The sequence below is a fragment of the Paenibacillus sp. ACRSA genome, from assembly GCF_022346845.1.
Taxonomy (GTDB): Bacteria; Bacillota; Bacilli; order Paenibacillales; family Paenibacillaceae; genus Paenibacillus.
The window spans coordinates 685,572-707,617 of sequence record NZ_JAKRNP010000001.1; the positions used below are offsets into that span (position 1 = coordinate 685,572).

Annotated in this window: 16 protein-coding genes; 1 reads left to right on the top strand and 15 read right to left on the bottom strand. The window is 46.6% G+C overall.

The genetic code is table 11. The annotated features are described in order from the left end of the window. Positions 1-14: 14 nt before the first annotated feature. The 3 genes from addA to MH215_RS03195 form a co-directional block, all read right to left on the bottom strand. Complete coding sequence (addA, locus tag MH215_RS03185) at positions 15-4,361, bottom strand: helicase-exonuclease AddAB subunit AddA (protein WP_239288049.1); 4,347 nt, start codon at positions 4,359-4,361, stop codon at positions 15-17. Then, a complete protein-coding gene (addB, locus tag MH215_RS03190; RefSeq protein WP_239288050.1) occupies positions 4,358-7,861 on the bottom strand; it encodes a helicase-exonuclease AddAB subunit AddB in 3,504 nt (1,167 codons plus the stop codon). The genes addA and addB overlap by 4 nt, the downstream gene beginning before the upstream one ends. 222 nt (positions 7,862-8,083) lie before the next feature. After that, positions 8,084-9,463, bottom strand: coding sequence for a class I SAM-dependent rRNA methyltransferase (locus MH215_RS03195; protein ID WP_239288051.1), 1,380 nt, complete (start codon positions 9,461-9,463; stop codon positions 8,084-8,086). Positions 9,464-10,031: 568 nt separating this feature from the next. Between MH215_RS03195 and MH215_RS03200 the strand changes: the two genes are divergently transcribed. Continuing rightward, on the top strand, positions 10,032-11,033 hold the full coding sequence (locus MH215_RS03200) for a Na/Pi cotransporter family protein (protein WP_239288052.1): 1,002 nt from the start codon (positions 10,032-10,034) through the stop codon (positions 11,031-11,033). A gap of 107 nt (positions 11,034-11,140) precedes the next feature. Here the strand turns inward: MH215_RS03200 and MH215_RS03205 are convergent, their stop codons facing one another. The 12 genes from MH215_RS03205 to hrcA all read right to left on the bottom strand — a co-directional run bounded on the left by MH215_RS03205 (position 11,141) and on the right by hrcA (position 21,978). Next, a complete protein-coding gene (locus tag MH215_RS03205; RefSeq protein WP_056695997.1) occupies positions 11,141-11,575 on the bottom strand; it encodes an NUDIX hydrolase in 435 nt (144 codons plus the stop codon). Between the two features lie 129 nt (positions 11,576-11,704). Then, entirely contained in the window at positions 11,705-13,051 is a 1,347-nt protein-coding gene (gene mtaB, locus MH215_RS03210) for a tRNA (N(6)-L-threonylcarbamoyladenosine(37)-C(2))-methylthiotransferase MtaB (protein ID WP_239288058.1), read from the bottom strand. Between the two features lie 2 nt (positions 13,052-13,053). Then, complete coding sequence (locus MH215_RS03215; RefSeq protein ID WP_239288060.1) at positions 13,054-13,818, bottom strand: RsmE family RNA methyltransferase; 765 nt, start codon at positions 13,816-13,818, stop codon at positions 13,054-13,056. Between the two features lie 166 nt (positions 13,819-13,984). Next, the gene (locus tag MH215_RS03220; protein WP_056695987.1) at positions 13,985-14,662 is read right to left on the bottom strand and encodes a site-2 protease family protein; all 678 of its coding nucleotides are present in this window, start codon (positions 14,660-14,662) and stop codon (positions 13,985-13,987) included. Between the two features lie 3 nt (positions 14,663-14,665). Then, positions 14,666-15,631, bottom strand: coding sequence for a 50S ribosomal protein L11 methyltransferase (prmA, locus tag MH215_RS03225; RefSeq protein ID WP_239288066.1), 966 nt, complete (start codon positions 15,629-15,631; stop codon positions 14,666-14,668). A gap of 234 nt (positions 15,632-15,865) precedes the next feature. Then, positions 15,866-16,261 (bottom strand): hypothetical protein, encoded by a 396-nt coding sequence (locus MH215_RS03230; protein ID WP_239288069.1) that lies wholly within the window; start codon positions 16,259-16,261, stop codon positions 15,866-15,868. Then, the gene (locus MH215_RS03235; RefSeq protein WP_056695979.1) at positions 16,254-16,433 is read right to left on the bottom strand and encodes a YfhD family protein; all 180 of its coding nucleotides are present in this window, start codon (positions 16,431-16,433) and stop codon (positions 16,254-16,256) included. Before MH215_RS03235 ends, MH215_RS03230 begins: the two co-directional genes overlap by 8 nt. Positions 16,434-16,481: 48 nt before the next feature. Beyond that, complete coding sequence (locus tag MH215_RS03240; protein WP_056695977.1) at positions 16,482-16,850, bottom strand: hypothetical protein; 369 nt, start codon at positions 16,848-16,850, stop codon at positions 16,482-16,484. 219 nt (positions 16,851-17,069) lie between these two features. Next, positions 17,070-18,194 carry a molecular chaperone DnaJ gene (gene dnaJ / locus MH215_RS03245; RefSeq protein WP_056695975.1) on the bottom strand — a complete coding sequence of 375 codons (1,125 nt, stop codon included), beginning with the start codon at positions 18,192-18,194 and terminating at the stop codon, positions 17,070-17,072. 128 nt (positions 18,195-18,322) lie between these two features. Further along, positions 18,323-20,167, bottom strand: a complete 1,845-nt coding sequence (gene dnaK / locus MH215_RS03250) for a molecular chaperone DnaK (RefSeq protein ID WP_239288074.1) — start codon at positions 20,165-20,167, stop codon at positions 18,323-18,325. 131 nt (positions 20,168-20,298) lie between these two features. Next, positions 20,299-20,868 (bottom strand): nucleotide exchange factor GrpE, encoded by a 570-nt coding sequence (gene grpE, locus MH215_RS03255; protein WP_056695972.1) that lies wholly within the window; start codon positions 20,866-20,868, stop codon positions 20,299-20,301. A 78-nt stretch (positions 20,869-20,946) separates the two neighbouring features. Continuing rightward, positions 20,947-21,978, bottom strand: a complete 1,032-nt coding sequence (hrcA, locus tag MH215_RS03260) for a heat-inducible transcriptional repressor HrcA (protein ID WP_056695970.1) — start codon at positions 21,976-21,978, stop codon at positions 20,947-20,949. Between the last annotated feature and the right edge of the window lie 68 nt (positions 21,979-22,046).

Below are 22,046 nucleotides of genomic sequence, written 5' to 3' on the forward strand. Positions count from 1 at the left end.
AATGAATCCCTATCCTAACATTTCACAGCATGTCCACCATCAAAGAAATAGAGCCACCGGTGGTCAACCTTACGTCCCAAAATATCTTCAATTGCCTGGCTATATAACTCTAGCTGGAAACGATAGTTTGCAGTTAAATCGTTTAACCCTTGTGCTTCATTCCAGACACGATCCGTTTTATAATCGAGCAGCACAAGTTTGCCCTCCACCTCATAGAGGCAGTCTATGATCCCTTGAACCAATACCGTCTCATCTACCAGTGATGCCTGGAGTCCTTCGCCTTCATCTACTGTCTGCATCCCCTCATGTGGCGTTATATCTCGCAACCACTCAGCAGGAGAATGATGTGCAGGCAATCCGTAAATAAATGGAATCTCCCGTTTTACCCAGTCTGCGCGCACAAGTTCCAATCCAGGCTCAGTATCAAAAAAAGCAACGAGTTGCATAGCATCAACGACCTCTGCCTGATGAGGTAGCACAATCTGCAGTTGCAGCAAGCGCGCAAGCGTGTTTTCTACAACCTCGACATCAACCCCTGTTCCATCCATAGGAAGATGCTGCATCAATGTATGGTACACGGTTCCTCTTTCTGCACCTGTTAGTTTTTTCTCTTCCATGAATTTAGGACGACGCAGATGCAATTTGAAGGACGAATCTGAATCATGGCTTCTACGATTATCAAGCTGTACTACTGGATTCAACTTCTCATCGGGCGCATCATCTGTAGGCAAAGTGTTACTTTCCAGCCTTCTTTCCATCTCTTCCATCACTTGTAGCGGCTGGTATTCCTGCTTGGCGAGCAATGTCTTGAGTTCAGACACGGATGTGCTTGCCGCAACCTGCGTTGCCGCTGTGTGTGGATATGCCCAGGATAATCGTTGATTGACTTGCTCCATAAGCGAGACATCTGCATGCCCATCTTCAGTAACTTCATCACCATCACCGTTAACTTGCTGAGCTAATTCTAACAAGTCAGCAGCTTCATCGCTTCTCTCTTCAGAAATACGTAACTGAACAGGCTGTACTGCTTGCAACGCAGCAATTCGTTCCTTCCGAACTTCTGATATCGCTTCTTCCTCGTCCTTGAGATGCCCAAGAACCATGTCCCGCGAAACCTGATCTGCAGAAACCACGGTGATATTCCAGCGCGACTCGTCGTCCATTAAGCAAGATGAATAGGAATCACTTCCTCCAGCCAATTCACGAAGGGAAGCCGCTGCTGGGTGACGAATGAGGGACGGGCCGATCCAGTCCAAATAATTACGTCCTGCTGCAAGTAAGTAGTCTGGCAATAACAACTCCGAACTGTCCTTCACCTGTGACCAAGCGGCTGCCTTCTTGGCAACATCCTTCACTGTTCCAATGAGTATCATTTTCTCCTTTGGACGTGTGAGTGCCACATACAGCACTCTCATCTCCTCGGCTAACAGCTCAAATTGAGCCCGGCGGCGGATCGCTAGATTGGCAAGTGTCGGGTACGCAACACGATTCTCTTGATCCACAAACCTTGGGCCGAATCCAAGCTCCTTATGCATGAGAAAAGGTGCGTTCAGATCCTGCTGATTGAACATTTTGGATAAACCCGCCACAAAGACTACTGGGAATTCCAGTCCTTTACTTCGATGAATGGTCATAATCCTTACTTCGTTGTCTTGCTCAGCAGCACCGCCGACTGTTCCTAAATCTCCACCGTTCTCACGCAGTCTAGAGACATAGGTCAAAAAGCGGAACAAACCTCGATTGGCCGTTGCTTCCTCATATTGACGCGCCCGGTCATATAACGCCTTAAGATTGCTCTGACGCTGCATGCCACCGGGGAGACCACCTACCCAGTCCAAGTACCCCGTCTCCCGGTAGATCCGCCAGATTAATTCGCTCAGACTGCCTTGACGGGCCTCCAATCGCCATTGCTTCAATTGACGTGCAAACTGAATCAATTTTTGCTGTAATGTTACACCCTCGTCAGGCTGAACGACATTGTCCTTATCACTTACAAGATTGACCAGTCCCGCCCAGTGAGCCGCATCAACATCACTGCTGGATTGTGCCATATCTTCTACACGATCTAACTCAGCAGTAACCGCCGTCTCTCGTCGTGCCTGCTCCAGCTCTGTCCACGCTTCGGGCCAATTCATCTGAACGGCTTGATCATCACCATTTACTTGCATGCGTTGCTGATCTAAGCTGTGGTCATGCCCTGAATGATCTATATCTCCTGTAGCCAAAACTACAGCATCATAGAAGGATTGAGTTTTATCCCCGAGACGAATCTGTGCCAGTTCCTCTTCGTCTAGACCAACAATCGGTGACCGAAGTACCGCAGCAAGAGGAATGTCCTGTCTTGGGTTATCAACAATCTGAAGCAGGGACAACATCACTTCCACTTCTATTGCCTGAAAATACCCTTTGCTCTGCTCACCACCAGCAGGAATGCCCTGTTGTCTAAACTCTTCGATCATAAGCGGTGCCCACATCTGAGCAGAACGCAGCAAAATGACAATGTCACCGTACCTTGCCGGTCTCATCGTTTTCAGCGCTTTATCATACACCTGCAATGCAGGCTGATCTGTGTCGCCCACAATCTCTCGAATACGTCTAGCCATTGCACGTGCTTCCAGTTGAGCAGTCTCTAACTCAGCACTCTCCAGTTCAGCAGTAGCCAGTGTATCTCCCTGCTCCTCTGTGCTTTCAGACAGATCAGGCCCACCACCTTGACGATCAATTAATATGACCTCAGGTGTATACGCCTCATCTCTTTCCGTCTCTGACGGGAATGATGCTCCATAAGCAAGCTGGGCTCGTTCATCATACGCAATCTCCGCCACACCTTCGTTCATAATCTGCCGGAAGAGCATATTGACCGAATGAACAACTTCTTCACGGCTTCGAAAGTTACGTGCTAGATCAATACGTCTGCCCGTGCGCTCGCCGAAGTCTTCGTCCTGATCCAGTTCAGCACTTGAAGCATATTGACGATATTTGTTAAGGAACAGTCCCGGCTCGGCCAGACGAAAACGATAAATACTCTGTTTTACATCACCAACCATAAATCGGTTACCAGGATTTTCTCTAGAAATTAGTCTTACGATATCTTCCTGTACTGTATTGGTATCCTGATATTCATCCAGTAACACTTCATCAAAACGTGCACGGAATTCCATCGCTGCATCTGAAGGCATGGACACAGCTGGTGTAGAATCCTCATGACGCAAAATTTGAAGACAGTAATGTTCCAGATCACTAAAATCGACCTGTCCACGTTCCTGCTTCGCCTGTTGGTATCGTGCTCCAAACTCACTGACGAGTTTAGATAACTCGTTCATAAGTGGTGCGGCTTGCTCTAATTCCTGCCAGAATGAAAAAGCAGTTCTCCCGAACAATGATCCTTTCAGATCCGTTACTGCTTTCTTGGCTGCTTCGCGCAGCTCCTTAACTTGCTCTTGAAGCCCCGGGTCTGTCTGATCTTTCTTACAAGGCTTGAGCTTGCCAAATGCCGCTGATTGAAAGACGTCTGGCAACTTGTCCCATGGCATGATCTGAACGGCAGAACGGAGCTCCTCTACCATCACCAGATCTTCCTTGAGCGTATCCGCATAAGGTGCCGGCCCTTCTGGCTGCATAGCAATTTCAATCCCTTGGCGCAACACCCCAGCGGCACCACTTAACGTAAGTGAGGCATCACGTAAAATACTCTGTACCCAGACCGTACGTCCAAGTGCTTCTACACTCTCCACCTGAAAAGCAGACGCCATTTCTGCCAGCCAGTGATCTGGCCAAGAATGACTGCGAGAAAAGTCATACAGCCGTTGTACGAGCCGATGCATGGCATCATCGTTCCGCTCGCCACTGAACCAATCCACTAATTTGCGGAATGTACTGCCTTCATCCTGCTCCCCATATTTTTCTTCGAAAAGCTGTTCCAGCAGTTCTTGCCGCATCATTTCAGCTTCATTTTCATTCAATATCCGGAAGGCAGGATTCAGCGGAATCTGCTGATAATAACGCCGTATGACCTCCATACAAAATGAATGCAGTGTCGTGATGGACGCACGTCCAAGAAGCGAAAGCTGCTTACGCAGATGCTCTTCTCCAGGCTGATCTTCCAGCGCACGTTCCAATGCTTCCCGTATACGTTGCTTCATCTCGGCCGCGGCTGCTTTTGTAAATGTTGCTACAAGCAAACGATCTACGCTGAATCCCTGAGAAGGGTCGGCAATTTTGCGAATAATCCGTTCGACCAATACAGCCGTTTTACCCGATCCCGCAGCGGCGGCAACTAGAATGTCTTCTCCACTCTGCGAGATTGCACTCCACTGGTCATCACTCCAGAAGCTACCTTCTGGTTTTGGCATATTCGTCATAACGTTTCCCCTCCCTTGTTGTGGGATAACAACTCCCATATTTGCTGTTTGCCTGGTTTGGATAACAGATTATATTCATTACCTTCTATATTCTCATCAAACTGACAGACTGGCTTATACGGACAGAAAGTACATGCGACTTCCTGTTGGATACGATAAGGCTCGATGCCCACGTCCCCGTCCGTAATCCGTGTACCAATCTCTCGAATGTTGTTTCGTACTGTTGCAAGTAATGTGTCCCATTGATCGGGTGTAGCTACAGCTGCACTGCTGTAAAAACTACCATCTGCTTTCAGTGCAACAGGAATAATCGCAGAATACCCTTTTTCCAGGGTATGATCCATTTGAGCAATGTTATCTCGGTCTGCGAGCAATAGTCCTTTCATTTTGAAGCGTTTCAGCAGCTCTTGTCCTGCTTGCTCCGAGGTCATGCCATTGGAAGATTGCAGTAGCGGATTATGCACATGGAAATACAGCGTGCCGCCCGGCATGGCAGATTCACCAAGCCACTCTTCAGCCGCACTAAGCAACACTTCCAGATACGTAAGCATCTGTAGTGATAGACCATAATACACTTCGTGTAGTTTGAGATCCGTCTGACTTGACTTATAGTCTATGACTCGTAGTAGAAGTCCATTTTCCCCTTCAGCAACATCTACACGGTCAATTCGACCGACAATCTCCATCACACAGCCATTTTCCAGCTCAAAACGTAACGGCGGCAAAGGCTTGCCTGGTCCAAAATCAAGCTCCAGCCCGATCGGTTCATAACTTCCTCGTCTAGACTGTTCTCCCAGAATAACGGAAGCTCTGCTGACAATCTCCTTCAACTTCCGGAAAATGTAACCATACCGTTTGGTGCTAAGCAAAATTTCTCCTTGAAGCTGTGGAGCAATCTGCTCCACCGTCTGCTCTGCCTCGTGTCGGCATTGCTCTGGCGATAAACTCCCCCAGCTACGATTTTCTTCACGCAAGCGCATCGCCAACTGACTGAGTGCAGCATGAAATAATTGACCGATATCTGGCGCTTGAAGACGGTAAAGCTGGCGATCCTTCAAGCGTAATCCATGAGAAGCAAAGTGAGAGAATGGGCATGCTACAAACCGTTCCATCCTGGAGACACTTGTGCGAACTTCCGTACCATACAATCTCCGACTTGTGGATGTACGAAGCGGTAACGCCCGGTTGCGATAAAAGACGGATCCCAGCAAGCGATTCAATAGCGGTTTGCTGCGCTCTTGCGAAGCATGCCAGTTATACACTGCCCACCATAATTCTGGAATGTCCTCACCGCGGCGCCATCTGCGCAATTGTCCAATTAACGTAGATAAGCTCTGTTCCGGATGACGAACATAGGCCCAATGATTCTGTAAAGCTACTGATCCCTGAGGTTCAGTCAGAAGAGGCTGCTCCTGTTTGCCAAACATGTTCCGCACATGTCTTACAATCTCCGAAGGAAGCAGCGACTTCCCTTCATCATCCGCGACAGGGTAACTTAGCCACAGTTGGTCACTAGCTGATGTTAAGGCTGTATAGATCAGAAAACGCTCGTCCAGCATTTGTCTGGTTGCTCCAGGTCCCAGAGGCAGACCTCTTTCTGTTAACAAAAGTCGCTCCTGCTCAGTCAATACACCATCCTCTTGAGGTACAGCCGGTAGTTCTCCATCCACTGCCCCAAGAATAAATACATACTTGATATCCTGCAGACGCGTCCGATCCATCGAACCAACCAACACCTGATCCAATGCAGGTGGAACCAGACCCAATTTAAGCTCCGTTAGTCCTGTCTCAATTAATCCAGCAAACAAATCCAAGTCCAGTCGCTCGGCTCCCATCATATCGACCATCTGATCAAGCAGATCTAGAACGGCTCCCCACATTTGTCGATGCTCGCGTGAACGTTCCGGATCACCTTGAGCGGTGGCCTCGGTGGACATCGACTCCAGCTTCCATGGAATCTCCGCATCTTCAAGTAAATGGTATAATGCAGCACACTGTTCCTTGGCTGTCTTTGCCTTGCTCATTCGCTTCTCAAAAGCACCCATTGGATCTGTAATAACCGTGCGGCACTTTTCCATCAACGATAACATTTGTTCACGTCCGCGGCTCCGATTATCCTGACCGTTGTCCTCCAGCGACAAGCTAGGCACATACTTCCAAGGTTTGCCGTCTGTCCAGCGGTATCCGTGAATACCACAAGCTAGGATGTAATTCTCGAGTTGATCCATGTCCTCACGGCTCACTGAACCATCACGAGGCAGGAGGAGATCTGTTTTGACACAACGAAACACATCTTCGTATCGCCAGCGACGACGAACAACATCCAGTGCTGAACGAATAAACTCTGCGAGCGGATGATGCAGCTCACTTCGTCTGCGATCCAAGAAGACAGGGATGTTATAATCTCGGAACAACGGCTCGGCAATATCTGCATAAGCATCTAACTGACGAACCAACACAGCCATCTCACGGTAACGAGCACCCTCATCTTGAGCCAAACGTCTCATTTCCCGTAGCGCACCTTCCAGTTCTGCACGACGGTTCTCGGCTGCGTACAACTTAATACCAGAATCGCGCCCGTCACTTCTCCAGCGAACTCTACGATCGAACCCCGCTTCCAAATGCGCTAATCCCGGGCTTCCTTCATATCTTGGAGCAACCTCTGGCTGAAGAATCAACGTTTCGCTTGGCACATCTAAATCATCAGCCATACCTTTGAGACGTGCATAAGCACTCGCTGTGGGATAGAACAGATCCAAATCGTTAGGAAGTGCACCATGCTCGTATGGGCGATCTAACGTCAATGCAATCGTAACATTAGAAGACTGCAACATCAGTCTTCCAATCACACTCAGTTCCTGTGGAGTGAATCCCTGAAATCCATCAATCCAAATCTGAGAATCTTGCAGCATCGTGCCTTCAGATAACCGTTCAGTCAATTCGCTAAGCGTATCTTCATCATCAATGTAGAGATCCGTTAATTCCTGTTCATAATCACGATATATTAAAAGCAGATCATGAAGCTTATCTCCCAATATCGGTGCTGACGAAGAGGCATTCCACATGGAAACTCCGTCTCCCAGCGATGCAGGATCAAGCTCATAACGTTTAAATTCACCATATAGGTTGTTCAGATGACTAATAAAGCCTAATTGGCTGCTTGAAGCACCAAATAATTTCAACTCTTCCTTACGCCGTTGCAGTACTTTATAGAGCAGCATCTTCTTACCTTCAGCACCGATTGGAATACGCGCCGAACCACCAGCCTCCTGCATGACACGGTAAGCTAGTCTTCGGAAACCAAGCACTTCAGCGCGCATAGATCCTTTGATCATGCCAGAAGAGACGAGTGCTTGCTCTGTACGGAATGAACTCTGTTCAGGTACTAGTAAAATAAGGGGATTCCCCTGTGGCTCCTGTTGAAGCAGGGTAGTAATTTCCCGGGTAACCAGGGCACTCTTGCCACTGCCTGCCCGGCCAATAACGAAGCGTACGGACATGTCTAATCCTCCAAATCATCACGAACAAGATTTTAATTCTCAGTATACCATACCTGACTCGGTTCGGAACATACGTTTGCCACTATTCGGCAGCATCGGAAACATCTCCATAAGCATAACAAAAAGGCCTACAGCTATATAACTGCAGACCTCCAACTTGATGTTGATATGATTGTTGATACAAAATAATTGGTCGTTTAAATGCTCATGTGACTGACTACATTACTTTGTTTTACTGCGAACCTCGAAGATCGCAAATTTTAGATAGTGTCCTTCATCTACACCCAAAATCTGTGGATGATCCTTGCCTGCTGCCTTCCACTCAATGAGGCGAAGTACTTTGCCAGCATCTTCAGCCGCATCTGCGATGGTTTCGAGGAAAAGGTCTGGACGCATGTGATATGAACAGCTCGCCGTTACAAGATATCCACCCTCATTGACGAGTTTCATACCATGAAGATTGATGTCCTTGTATCCACGGCATGCACCTTTGACTGCTGATTTCGTTTTGGCAAACGCCGGTGGGTCAAGGATAACCACGTCAAACGATTTACCTCCGCCAGCAGCGATTGCTTTGGAAGTGTCTACTTTTTGCTCGCCTGCACGTGCACGGACATTCCGATCTTCAAGTCCTTTAACCTGTTCACGCAGGTATTGGAAAGCATCCGCTACGACAAATTCAACTCGATCAGTGAATCCGTTCAACTCCACATTCGTTCTAGCACTTTCGATCGCATGCTCTGAAATGTCCAGACAAGTTACTTTCTTCGCTCCATACTTACAAGCATTCAACGTGAAGCTGCCTGTATGAGAGAAACACTCCAGTACCGTCGCACCATCCCAGTAAGGGAATGTTACAACTTTACCACTTTTGTTAACAGGCAACCATTGTTCACTTCCATCCTGCTCCACTTGTTCAAGACGGATACCGCTTTTGTAGCCCCAGCCCTTCATTAAGGGTTCGATCGCTGCACGGTTCTCACGCTGATCGAAGAAATAGCCTGTTTTCTGACCTTCCACGATATCTACTTTAATGAGCAAACCGTTCTCTGTTACAGTCACATGACGTGGGCACTCTCCATAAAGATGACCTTTGGTCTGCTCCAAGCCTTCTAGCTCACGAATAGACACATCGCTCCGCTCGTAAATGCCTTCAGGCTGCATCACTTCAATCAGAGCTTGGACAATCGCCTCACGACAACGATCCATCCCGAGTGTCAATAGCTGTACCACAAGTACGCTGCCGAAGCGGTCAACGATCAACCCAGGTAAAAAGTCCGCTTCACCATAAACCAAGCGATACGCTTCTCCGTCTTGGATGAAACGTTCACGATGGCGTAAGCAATCCTGGAAACGTGCTGTAAAGAACGCCGTATCCATCTGAGCAAAATCTAATGGTTGGTAGGATACAACCCGTACGGTAATTTGTGATGCAGGATTGTAATACCCTGTCGCCAGGTAGCGACCTTGATGATTTAATACATTAACTAGATCTCCAGGCTCTGGATTTCCGTCAACTGAGGCAATTTCATTGTTAAAGATCCATGGATGTGCATGTTCCAGCCGCTTTTTGCGACTGCGTTCTAGGGTAACCGATGGCAAGGTAAATCCACTTCCTTATTAGTTAGTTGTTGAAAAGATAGGTTTAGTGCAAAGGGAGACGCTCCGGGGACGGATCGGTCTTTCGATCGCTGTTATCCCCAGATTTTTTGAATTCCCTTTCTCAAAAGGGAAAATCCGGGGATAAGCTTATGCTTCCGATGTAGCTTTCTTATAGAAAGCTTTTAGGCGAGCGCTTCGCTTCTTCAGATCCGATTCCGTCCCCTCCGCTCCGTTTGCACATATCTCCGTATCTTTTGAATATGGCGGTACGTATGGGTAGACCCTTGACTGATGGCTGTTTTCTTTATCAGTTCCCCTTTTTTAAAAGGGAACTGATAAAGAAAAGGCGCTCGCTTCGCTTATTTTAGTACCTTTTCGTCTGTTTCGCTCCGATTGTACGGACTCCGTATCTTTGGAATAGCTGTGCCGTAGCAAACCACTAAAATATTGCTACCAGCGACTTGGTCTTTTGATCTCTTCACACTGTAATTTCTCATGCTTGTCATGGTTGTCCTTCCTTCCTCATAAGATGAAGGTAAGAGCAATGCAGGAAGGAATGAGGTTACGGATGTTCAGAGAAGTTGTGTTTCCTTTATTATATGGGCTTGTTATCTTCTTTGCTGGCATGAAGGTCATGGAAATGTCGCTACAGCGCATGGCTGGACCTATGCTCGCCGGGTGGCTTAATCGCGCCACTTCTGCCCCCTGGAAAGGGATGGCTTTCAGTGCAGGCGCAACTGCACTGCTTCAGAGCAGTACCGCTGTTACCGTGCTCACCATTGGTCTTGCCAATGCAAGAATCATCACCTATGGGCGCACGCTTGGGATTATTTTAGGTACAAATATCGGGACCTGTTTAACCACCGAACTTGTTGGATTGCAGATTGGACGCGCTGCACTACCTCTACTCGTTCTTTCCCTGCTTGGCTGGGCTACTTTTGTTGTCCTTGCAGAACGCAATCGGGCGGCTTCCGAAGAAACCAAGCTAACGCTTTTCCAAATACAATGCAGTTTTTTGGCAGCAGCAGGATTCGCACTCGTCATGACAGGCATTCAGGTCATGCAATCCATTGCAGTTCCACTACGAAGCATGGGTGTATTCCAATGGTTTTTGGATCGCTCCGCGGATAGCCTATGGTGGGGATTCCTTGCAGGAGCCTGTCTGACAGCACTAATTCACAGCAGTGCAGCTGTCATCAGCATGGCTATAACACTTGCCGCAACAGGTGTGTTGCCCGTAGAGATTGGCATTGCCATTGTGATCGGCTCCAATGTGGGCACATGCATCACAGCCGTTCTTGCTGCCGCTGGTGGAGCATCCGCAGGCAAATTCGTCGCAGCCGCGCATGTCATATTAAACGTGGCAGGTGCACTACTTTTCATGCCACTCATTGATCAGCTTCATGCAGCTTCAGCTTGGCTGTCCGCGGATCACGGAGCACAGATCGCCCATGCACAGACTTTGTTTAACGTCATCTGCTCCCTATTAGCTCTACCCTTATGTTATTTACCAATCTGGCACAAAAAACCACCGGTTACCGCCCCTTCGGCGAAATCACCCGTGGCATAGTGCTCACAACCATAATTAAAGATGCGTCACAAGTAATGGTTATTTAAAAAGTCCAGCGAATCCATTACTAGCTTCATCCGATTCCTCAGGACTGCTCCTTCGTCTTTTTAAACGTTAATGCCCAGTTTGCTCAGTGCGTCACGTAGAATGCTGTCATTGTTGTCATAGCCGTTACTTTCCTGTCTTGACCATGCTTCCTCAGGTGTATACCAATCTACGCCTTTAATTTCTTCAATCTGAGGCTGCATATCGCCGCTCTCTGCCTCCACTAAATAATAGTGAACTTCCTTGTCTACCGGACCGAACTCTGCATGTTGGTACGTATAGGCGATAACATCGACAGGTTCAACAATTCGTCCAACCATGCCTGTCTCTTCTAATATCTCGCGCAGCGCTGTCTGCTCGATCGTTTCGCCTGGTTCCATTTTGCCCTTAGCCAATGTCGTTTTCCCGTAACGATCCACAATTAATTGGATCTGTAGTTTTCCGTCATCGTCTTTGCGATAAACAACGCCACCTGCTGAAATTTCTTTTTTGTTCATTTTGTTCTCCCCCAATCACGGAATGCTTATGGTCTGTTTACAACTTTTTAGCCACTTTATTGCAAAAGAAGGATTTCATCGCCCGGGTACGTTCCCCAAGGAAATGAAATCCTTGTTTTGTCATCTCGATTACATCGCCGCAGACTTCGGTTGATCTTCCAATACACGAACCAACGTAGCCTGGCTCTCATTGACGCCAGCTTCAGTGAGCTTCACGCGGCATACTTTACCAATCATATCCTGAGAACCATCAAATACCAATTGAATGTAATTATCGCTGTATCCTTGGAGTTTACCACTGCCTTCACGACCTTTGGCTTCTCCTTCAGGAATAACATCCAATACTTGTCCCACGAATTGCTGTGCATAAGCCAGCTGCATCTGTTCAGACAGATCGATCAATTCATGTACACGAGCATTTTTCACTTCTTCATCCACCTGATCTTCCATACGTGCTGCCGGCGTTCCGGTACGTTTAGAATAAGGGAATACGTGCATTTCGGAAAAACCGATCTTCTTCATCAGTTCATAGCCGTTACGGAACATCTCATCCGTTTCACCCGGGAAGCCCACAATAACATCTGTCGTAATGGCTACATCCGGCATTGCTTCACGAATGCGGAGCATTTTATTGTAGAACTCTTCGGTTGTATATTTACGGCGCATCCGTTTCAATACTGCATCGTCACCTGCTTGCAGCGGAATATGGAAGTGACGAACCAATTTATCCGAACGTTTAATCACATCCAGCATACGATCATCGATCTGGCTAGCTTCAATGGAGCTAATACGAATACGTTCCAGGCCTTCGACTTTATCCAGATCCCAGAGCAGATCGGTTAAGTCGTAATTTTCCATGTCGTCACCATATCCACCAGTATGGATACCTGTAAGCACAATTTCTTTGTACCCCGCATGCACCAATTGATGCGCCTGTTGAACAATACTGTTTGATTCCCGGCTACGAGACAGACCACGCGACCACGGAATGATACAGAATGTGCAGAAGTTATTACATCCATCCTGAATTTTCAGGAAAGCACGAGTACGATCAGCAAAATCAGGCACATCCATTTCTTCAAACACACGTGTCTTCATAATGTTGCGTACAGCGTTTACCGGCTCACGTGATTCCTGAATTTCTCTAACATATGGCAAAATTTTATCCCGATCTTGTGTTCCGATAACCAGGTCTACTCCTGGAATATCTAGAATCTCGGCAGGAGAGGTCTGAGCGTAACAGCCAGTTACTGCCACTATGGCATCCGGATTCCGACGAATGGCACGACGAATAATTTGACGGCTTTTCTTGTCACCCGTATTCGTCACTGTACAAGTATTAATTAAGTATACATCGGCCGTCTGTTCATCAAAGTCCACTTGATCGTATCCTTCGTTCTTGAACAGTTGCCAGATTGCTTCTGTATCATAAAAGTTAACTTTGCAGCCTAAGGTGTAAAACGCCACGGATGGCATAATTACATTCCCCCCATTTCTCCAGATTCGTATAAAACACAAGTCAGCGCGGCCATTCCAGCCGTCTCTGCACGCAAAATCCGTTTCCCCAGTCCAACCGATACGGCGCCAGCCTGATCAGCTTCCAGTGTTTCCTTCTCTGAGAACCCGCCTTCTGGGCCTACCACGATCAACACATTAGCCGTCTCATCAGGCGCAAGCTTTTCTACGAACGGTTTAAGCGCATCGCGCAGTTGCTTGCCGTTTTCTTTTTCATAACAATAGCATACCAGATCATATCCCTCAAAAGAAGACAACAGCCCTTTCCAGGAAAGCGGCTGCTCAATGGACGGAATACGGTTGCGATGGCTCTGTTCAGCAGCTTCCTTGGCAATCTTCCCCCATCGCTCTAGTCGTTTACTTTCCTTCTTGGCATCATATTGCACGATCGTCCGCTCCGAGAGAAAAGGAACAAACGCTACCGCTCCGATCTCAGTACATCGCTGAATGACCGTTTCCATCTTGTCACCTTTAGGCAAACTTTGAGCTACCGTTACACGAATACGAGCCTCATGATCCATCTCCAGAGACTGCACAATATTCGCTGTCACTTCACCGGCTTCTATGCCTTCAATCTCCACCAGAGCTTCTCTGGTACGTCCGTCACTGACAATCAGTTTATCACCAGGTTTGCCACGCATAACCTTACTGATATGTCGCGCATCATCCCCTGTGATCACAACCGAACGCTCTTGGAATTGTTCTTCAGATACAAAATAACGCTGCATAGGTCTGTCCACCATTCTATCCTGTTATGAATGGAATTCACCCTGCTCACAAGCAGGCGTGAATCCATACGCCACAGATGATCATACAACTTTTATGTCCTTCTGACCAGTATTTCAGTCCAAAACGTTATCACTCGTTTGCTAGAAATGCGAGTTCAAAAGGTCTCTAAAATAGACCCTTAATTAGATTTCCAAAATCGTCATACATACTGTATGCCAACATATATAACGGATTAATCGTTACATCCCGTAACGGGGGCACGATAAGAATAAGCAAGAAGATAAAAATAGACCATTGCTCCACACCCTGTAACTTGCGACTAATGGAGGGCGGTAATAACTCTTCCAGAACCCGATAACCGTCCAAAGGTGGTAATGGAATCAGGTTGAATAAAAACAGGAAAAAGTTCGTGAGGTTGAACATGAAGAAGAAGGTTGCAATCGCTGTATACAATCGTTCATTTTCAATGTTGTGCATAACACCAGTACCCACAAGCGTAGCAAATACGATGGTTCCTATGATCGCAAGTAACAAATTACTCAAAGGGCCTGCCAAGGAGACAATCAAACTCATTCTCCGCGGTTTATCGAAGTTGGCTCGATTCACGGGTACAGGCCGAGCCCAACCAAAACCAGCGATCAGTAGCATTAATACGCCCAATAGATCAAAATGCACAACCGGATTAAGCGTTACTCTCCCTAACAGTTTCGCTGTTGGATCTCCAAATTTATTGGCAAAGTACGCATGTGCAAATTCATGAACAGTAAAAGCAATTAGAATCGTTAACAAGAAAAACGGTAACTGATCTAGTGGGTAACGAAAGAGCGAATTTAGAAAATCCATCTGTTACCTCTTCCTAGCTACGTACGCCAGCCAGTCCTCATCACGGTGAACGGCACTTATTTCAAACCCAGCAGCTATGAGTCCATCATGAACTAACTGCTCTTTATTTTTCCAGATACCTGATGCAATATAAACGCCTCCTGATTCAAGAGCATTGTAGACATCATCCACAAACAGCATAATGATCTCAGCAAGAATATTAGCTACAATGATTTTGACTGGAAGTTTTACACCTAGTGTTGGGTCTTCACTACCCAGAACAGACAGCAAATCACTTTCCTTCACGGTGATACGGTCATCAAGCCCGTTCAGATGTGCATTTTCCTTCGCGCTGGATACAGCTACTGGATCCAAATCTAAAGCTAGAACATGCTTCGCCCCAAGTTGTACCGCGCCAATAGCAAGAATACCTGAACCTGTTCCGACATCAATGACTTCTTCCCCGCCTTGAATCACCGTTTCCAGTGTACGTAGACAAAGTGAAGTTGTTGGGTGAGTTCCTGTACCAAAAGCCATGCCTGGATCAAGCTCGATAATTTTTTCGTCTGGGCTCTCTGGAGTATACTCCTCCCATGTCGGTTTAATTGTCAAACGTTCTGACACACGCACAGGTTTAAAATACTTTTTCCAAGCATCTGCCCAGTCGTTCTCATCAACCGTTCTTGTCTCATAACGCACGTCACCCACATTAATATCGAATTCAGCAAGTTGCTCAATTCTCGGGCGCACTTCTGCCTGTAATGCTTCCATGTCTGTGTCTTCGGAAAAATACCCTTTGATCTCAGCAAAACCTTCAGGGATATCATTCAAAGGAAACTCATACCACTCACCATAGGGTGCATCACGCTTTTTATTTAAAGTACCGGACTCTTCAATTGAAACCCCTCCAGCACCTGCTTCATGCAAAAAATTCGAAATCATCTCCACCGCTTCTTCGGTAGTATGTATTGTTAGTTCATGCCATAACATACGTAATTTTTCCTCCTCATTTTTCAAACATCCCCATCATTGTACTACACAAGCGAGTCAGAATACAAAATGCAGTAATTAAAAGTACCTGTTCGAATAGCCGGTTGAGGCGCCGCTAATATCTCATCATCTATAACTAACGGATCTACACAACTTCTTAATGGAAATAAAAAAACAGGATCTCGTAGCAATTGCTAGAGCATCCTGTTCTAATGGCTTATTCTATTACATTTGTTAATAAAAACGCCCACCGTTTTGTGTAATCATCTCGGCAGCCTGTGGAAACGAATCGTTAGTCACCGACACGGTCAATAAAATACCTTGTTTGGGTTGCCCTGTCGATGTAGTCTCAGGCATATCATATACCTGACCATTGGATAGCATTTCCGGATCATCGCTAATTAGCGAAAGAACGTTAAGTTCTCCGCTAAATCCACCAATCACCGCCGTGGGAGAGAATTCTCCCTCCTCATCCTGTTTGGCAATCGGTTTATCAGATTGCAGAGGAAGACTCTCAATACGCAATTGATTGGGGTGTAATAGTTCGAGAGCTCTCCGTGCAGATTCAGCGTCAGACCAACTCGTAAAGACTGCCTCAATCCTTACTGTTGAGCGAACGTCTTCAGTCATGCAGCTCTCTTCCTTGACGACGATCAGCTGCCTCACTACGACGCAATGCCTCTACGTCTTCATGATCGGCTGCCTCACTACTAAATTCCACATCTTCATTTTTTGCAGATTGCAATCGTTTCATTTTCTCGGTCTTCGTCAAAATTTTGCCTGGGCGTTCATGTTCTGCCATGTTATGTTCCTCCTTTAATATCAGTGCTCTATTATGGATGAGGTCTAACTAGATCATGCCACCAGCTTGCTCGATAATCGATAAAGCGCGGTGATGTACTGATTCATCTACGACTACAGTGAGCAAGACATCCCTACCTGTTGGGCCTTCTTGTCCGCCATCACTCATCCCACTTGCGGCAGGATCTGCAGCAGCCATAATTCCAGCAGTTACATTCATGCCCATCGCTCCAGGCACCCAAGAAGAGTAACTACCAGAAACTCCTGGTGTGTATGATGCTCCACTCGGCCCTACACCTGCATAACGGCTGAAACGATTGATCGACAGGTCCTCCACACGTAACGCCTCCAATTTTTTGGCAGCGCCTTCTGCTTGCTCTGGGCTATGGAAGTACGCCAAAATGTTTTTCTCACTCATCTGGTCACACCTGCTTCCCTAGTTTTCGTATATGGGTTATCCCTTATCGTTCTCGCTATGCTAGTCTGCCGCATTGCTTCTCCATTTATGCACAAAAAAGGACACCATGCCGAATAACAGCAATGATGTCCTTTTATATTTACAATAACTGTAACAAACTACATATGCGAATCTTTCCGGCTAATGCCTTACACCGAATTGTTGGATAACATCCATCTATTAGTCACCACGGAATGCGCGTTTTACTCGATCAAAGAAGGATTGCTCATGTTCGTGGGTTTGTTCTCCATCTAGGGCAGCGATTTGGCGTAACAGATCTTTCTGCTCGTCATTCAGCTTGCTAGGTGTAACAACAACCACCTTCACATGTTGATCCCCTTGACCCATACCGCGCAGGCGTGGAACCCCTTTGCCTTTAAGACGGAAATAAGTTCCGGTTTGCGTACCTGCTGGAATTTTCAATTTCACTTTTTCAGTCAACGTTGGAATCTCAATCTCGTCTCCCAATGCTGCCTGAGCAAACGTCAGTGGAATCTCGCAGTAAATATCGTCTCCTTCGCGTTCGAAGAAATCATGTGATTTCACACGAATAACAATATACAAGTCTCCCGCTGGGCCACCACGCAGACCGCCTTCACCTTCACCTGTCATACGCAGTTGTGCACCATCATCTACGCCCGCTGGAATGCGAACATGGATTTTGCGTTGCTTGCGCACTTTACCGCTACCACTGCACGTTGTACATTTTTCTTTAATAATTTGTCCTGTACCACTACAGTTCGAGCATGCACGGCGATTCACCATACGACCAAATGGAGTGTTCTGAACAACTTCCTGTTGTCCACTACCTTTGCAGACTGTACATGTTTCTGGTTTTGTTCCTGGTTTAGCACCTGAACCGTGACAAGTGTCACAGCCTTCAGTACGCGGAATTGTAATATCCGTTTCTTTACCAAAGACAGCCTCTTTGAACTCAATGGTCATGGTGTATTGCAGATCGTTCCCACGTTGCGGTGCATTAGGATCACGTCGTCCGCCACCACCACCGCCAAAGAACATATCGAAGATATCGCCAAATCCACCGCCACCAAAATCGCCGCCACCACCGAATCCACCTTGATTCGGATCAATATGCCCATATTGGTCATACTGTGCACGTTTCTGACTGTCACTGACAACATCATAAGCTTCTTTCACTTCTTTGAACTTGGCTTCCGCATCATCCGCTTTGTTTACGTCAGGGTGATACTGACGTGCAAGCTTACGGTATGCCTTTTTGATCTCCTCGTCGCTTGCATTTTTGCCAACGCCGAGAACCTCATAATAATCACGTTTTTCAGCCACTCTTCCACCCCCATAACATTCACCATATCGCACATCGTGACAAAAGGAAAGTCAAAGCACGGGAGCCCCGGCTATGACTTTCCCTTTAATCCGAACGTCACCGATGTTCATTCGCCTACATGCGCGAATTAGTTTTGCTTTTTATCTTCGTCTACAACTTCGTAATCCGCGTCAACAACGTTATCACGTTTAGCAGAACCTTGTTGCTCTTCAGCACCTTGATCCGCTTGTTCTTGTGCTTGTGCTTGCTCATACAGTTTTACGGACAGTTGTTGAACAATCTCTGTCAGTTCTTCTGTAGCTGCTTTGATGTCTTCCAAGTTGTCCGTAGCTACTACACCTTGCAATTTTTCTTTTGCAGCGTTAGCTTTTTCAACTTCACCAGCGTCAGCTTTCTCACCAAGATCTTTAATCGTTTTGTCCACAGAGTAGATCAGTTGGTCTGCACTGTTTTTGGCTTCAACGAGTTCTTTACGTTTTTTATCTTCTTCAGCGTGCAGCTCAGCATCTTTCATCATTTGCTCAACTTCAGCATCGCTCAAACCGCTGGAAGAAGTGATTGTGATTTTTTGTGTTTTGTTTGTACCTTTATCTGTTGCAGATACGTTAACGATACCGTTGGCATCAATATCGAAGCTAACTTCGATTTGTGGAACACCACGTGGAGCTGGTGGGATATCTCCCAACATGAAGCGTCCAAGGGATTTGTTACCTGCTGCCATCTCACGCTCACCTTGCAGGACGTGGATCTCAACGCTAGGTTGATTGTCTGCATAAGTGGAGAACACTTGAGATTTACTTGTAGGGATCGTTGTGTTGCGTTCGATCATTTTAGTGAACACCCCACCTGCAGTTTCGATACCCAGGGACAATGGAGTTACGTCGAGCAATACGACGTCTTTCACATCACCTGTCAGTACACCCGCTTGTACAGCAGCACCCAAAGCTACAACTTCATCCGGGTTAACGCCTTTGTGAGGCTCTTTACCTGTCAGTTTTTTGATTGCTTCTTGTACTGCTGGAATACGTGTTGAACCACCAACCAATACGATCTTGTCAATATCGTTAGCAGTCATGCCTGCATCACTTAATGCACGACGAGTCGGCTCAAGTGTACGCTCAACAAGGCTTGCAGAGATCTCTTCGAATTTCGCACGGCTCAGGTTAAGCTCCAAGTGCTGAGGAACGCCGTCAGCCACTGTAATGAACGGCAGAGAGATCGTTGTAGTCAATACGCCGGAAAGTTCTTTTTTCGCTTTTTCCGCTGCATCTTTCAAACGTTGAACCGCTGCTTTATCTTTGCTCAGATCAATACCTTGATCTTTCTTGAATTCACTTACGAGGTAATCAATGATGACTTGGTCGAAGTCATCTCCACCTAGTTGGTTGTCACCACTAGTTGCTTTAACTTCAAAGAAGCCATCGCCGAGTTCAAGGATGGATACGTCGAACGTACCGCCACCAAGGTCATATACGAGGATCGTTTGATCTTCGGATTTCTCCATACCATATGCCAGAGCTGCTGCTGTTGGTTCGTTGACGATACGCAGAACTTCCAAACCAGCAATTTTACCAGCATCTTTCGTTGCTTGACGCTGACTGTCATTGAAGTAAGCTGGAACTGTGATAACCGCTTGAGTTACCGTTTGACCCAGGTAAGCTTCAGCATCAGTTTTTAGTTTTTGCAGGATGATTGCAGAGATCTCTTGTGGAGAATAATCTTTGCTATCGATTGTTTCTTTGTGGGAAGTACCCATATGACGTTTGATCGAGATGATCGTACGATCTGGATTCGTAATTGCTTGGCGTTTTGCAGTCTCACCTACAACGCGCTCACCATCTTTTTTGAAACCTACCACGGATGGCGTTGTACGTGCGCCTTCTGGGTTTGGAATTACGACAGCCTCGCCGCCTTCCATAACCGCTACGCATGAGTTAGTTGTTCCTAAGTCAATACCGATTACTTTGCTCATCGGAAAATTTCCTCCTTCGACAATTGAGAAGAATCCTTCGATCCTTCGCTGTATTATGATTTATTTTCTTGCTCTATGTGTGCAAACCTCTATATGAAGCTTCGCGGGCATCATACCCTCACAAAGAGGAATTATGAGCTTACCTTAACCATAGCTGGACGAAGCACTTTATCTTTTAGCATATAGCCTTTTTGGACTTCCTCAACAACGGTACCTTCTTCATACTCGTCACTTTCCACTTGCATGATCGCTTGGTGGAATTCAGGATTGAACGGTTGTCCTACCGTCTCCATTGCAGTCAGACCTTCGTTGTTCAACACGGACTCCAACTGGCGGAAGATCATTTGAATGCCTTTGGAAAAAGATTCACTTTCTGTACCTTCAGGTACAGTCGCCATAGCACGCTCGAAATTGTCGATAACCGGTACGAGTTCGGTGATCAGCTTCATCGAAGCGTATTTCGCTAGTTCTTCTTTTTCCTTTTGAGTGCGGCGACGGAAGTTGTCAAAATCAGCTTGCGCACGGACCAAACGTTGCTGATGTTCCTCAGCTTCTGCCGTCAAACGTGCGATCTCACCTTGCTCTTGATCTACCATCTCCTCAGCCTGTGCTTCTGCAGCACCTGCTTCGTTAACAGGCTCCTGGCTTTCAGCCGCTGTTGTTTCCTGTTCTTCTGCTGCGAATGATTGCTCCTCTTTCAAGATGTTCACCTCCTTATAAGAATGAAATGGTTTATTTCCCGTTCAGATAAGCATCATGCGAGATAACCCACACAATCCTTATTTGAAACGATGCGTTAACATCGAAGTCAAGTCACGAGAGAGTGTATTTAATATATGAATGACACGTGCGTAATCCATTCGCGTCGGTCCCAGTATACCAATGGAACCTAAGGCCTCTCCATCCAATGAGTAGGATGCTGTAATCAGGCTGCAATTGGCAAAGGCTTCATGATCATTCTCGGTACCAATCCGTACCTGAATCCCAGATCCACCCGGCACGGGCATCATTAACTTCATCAGTGTTGGTGTCTCATCTAACAGGTCAAGAATATCTTTAACCTTTTCAACATCTTTAAACTCAGGTTGAGTTAACATATTTGTAGCACCGCTAAGGAACAGACGATTGTCGTGCTCATTATCAAAAGCGCTATTAAGCACCTGCATTACTTCTTCATAGCGATTAATATGTCGTTCCATCTCTTGCCCAAGCTCTGTATAAAGACGTGATTTGAGTTTATAAATAGGTACACCGACCAATTTGGTATTTAACAGACGTACCACATTCTCCATCTCGGCAACCGAGATTTCTGGTGGAATCTGTACAGTTTTGTTCTCGACTTGGCCTGTATTCGTTACAATAATCGCCACAGCTTCCCGTTCATTGAGCGGAAGCAGTTGGAAATGGCGAAGCGAGGTGTGGAATACTTCCGGTCCCAACAAGATCGAAGTATAATTTGTCATGTGTGACAATATGACTGATGCATGCTGTATGACCTGTTCCATCACGTTTAACTTCTCAGCAAAAAATGACTTCAGATCGTCCAATTCTTGAGGCTCCACTTGATTCCACGGAACCAGATGATCTACATAATATCGGTAGCCCTTGTGGGAAGGAATTCGTCCAGCAGATGTATGCGGCTGTTCCAAAAATCCCATATCCTCAAGATCCGCCATCTCATTACGGATCGTCGCTGGACTGTATCCAACATCTCCTCGTTTGGAGATGCTTCGGGACCCTACGGGCTCAGCTGAACGGATATAGTCATCCACTATAGCGTTCAGTATCATACGTTGACGCTCTGTTAACATGGTGAGTATCCCTCCTTCTGACTGCAATGTCCCATGTCGTTAGCACTCAGGTTAGATGAGTGCTAAGC

What these genes read in the sequence shown, in the direction of transcription:
- addA (WP_239288049.1), bottom strand. Translation starts at nt 4,361, where the DNA reads ATGACGAATATGCCAAAACCAGAAGGTAGCTTCTGGAGTGATGACCAG.
- addB (WP_239288050.1), bottom strand. Translation starts at nt 7,861, where the DNA reads ATGTCCGTACGCTTCGTTATTGGCCGGGCAGGCAGTGGCAAGAGTGCC.
- MH215_RS03200 (WP_239288052.1), top strand. Translation starts at nt 10,032, where the DNA reads ATGTTCAGAGAAGTTGTGTTTCCTTTATTATATGGGCTTGTTATCTTC.
- MH215_RS03205 (WP_056695997.1), bottom strand. Translation starts at nt 11,575, where the DNA reads ATGAACAAAAAAGAAATTTCAGCAGGTGGCGTTGTTTATCGCAAAGAC.
- mtaB (WP_239288058.1), bottom strand. Translation starts at nt 13,051, where the DNA reads ATGCCATCCGTGGCGTTTTACACCTTAGGCTGCAAAGTTAACTTTTAT.
- MH215_RS03215 (WP_239288060.1), bottom strand. Translation starts at nt 13,818, where the DNA reads ATGCAGCGTTATTTTGTATCTGAAGAACAATTCCAAGAGCGTTCGGTT.
- MH215_RS03220 (WP_056695987.1), bottom strand. Translation starts at nt 14,662, where the DNA reads ATGGATTTTCTAAATTCGCTCTTTCGTTACCCACTAGATCAGTTACCG.
- prmA (WP_239288066.1), bottom strand. Translation starts at nt 15,631, where the DNA reads ATGTTATGGCATGAACTAACAATACATACTACCGAAGAAGCGGTGGAG.
- MH215_RS03230 (WP_239288069.1), bottom strand. Translation starts at nt 16,261, where the DNA reads ATGACTGAAGACGTTCGCTCAACAGTAAGGATTGAGGCAGTCTTTACG.
- MH215_RS03235 (WP_056695979.1), bottom strand. Translation starts at nt 16,433, where the DNA reads ATGGCAGAACATGAACGCCCAGGCAAAATTTTGACGAAGACCGAGAAA.
- MH215_RS03240 (WP_056695977.1), bottom strand. Translation starts at nt 16,850, where the DNA reads ATGAGTGAGAAAAACATTTTGGCGTACTTCCATAGCCCAGAGCAAGCA.
- dnaK (WP_239288074.1), bottom strand. Translation starts at nt 20,167, where the DNA reads ATGAGCAAAGTAATCGGTATTGACTTAGGAACAACTAACTCATGCGTA.
- hrcA (WP_056695970.1), bottom strand. Translation starts at nt 21,978, where the DNA reads ATGTTAACAGAGCGTCAACGTATGATACTGAACGCTATAGTGGATGAC.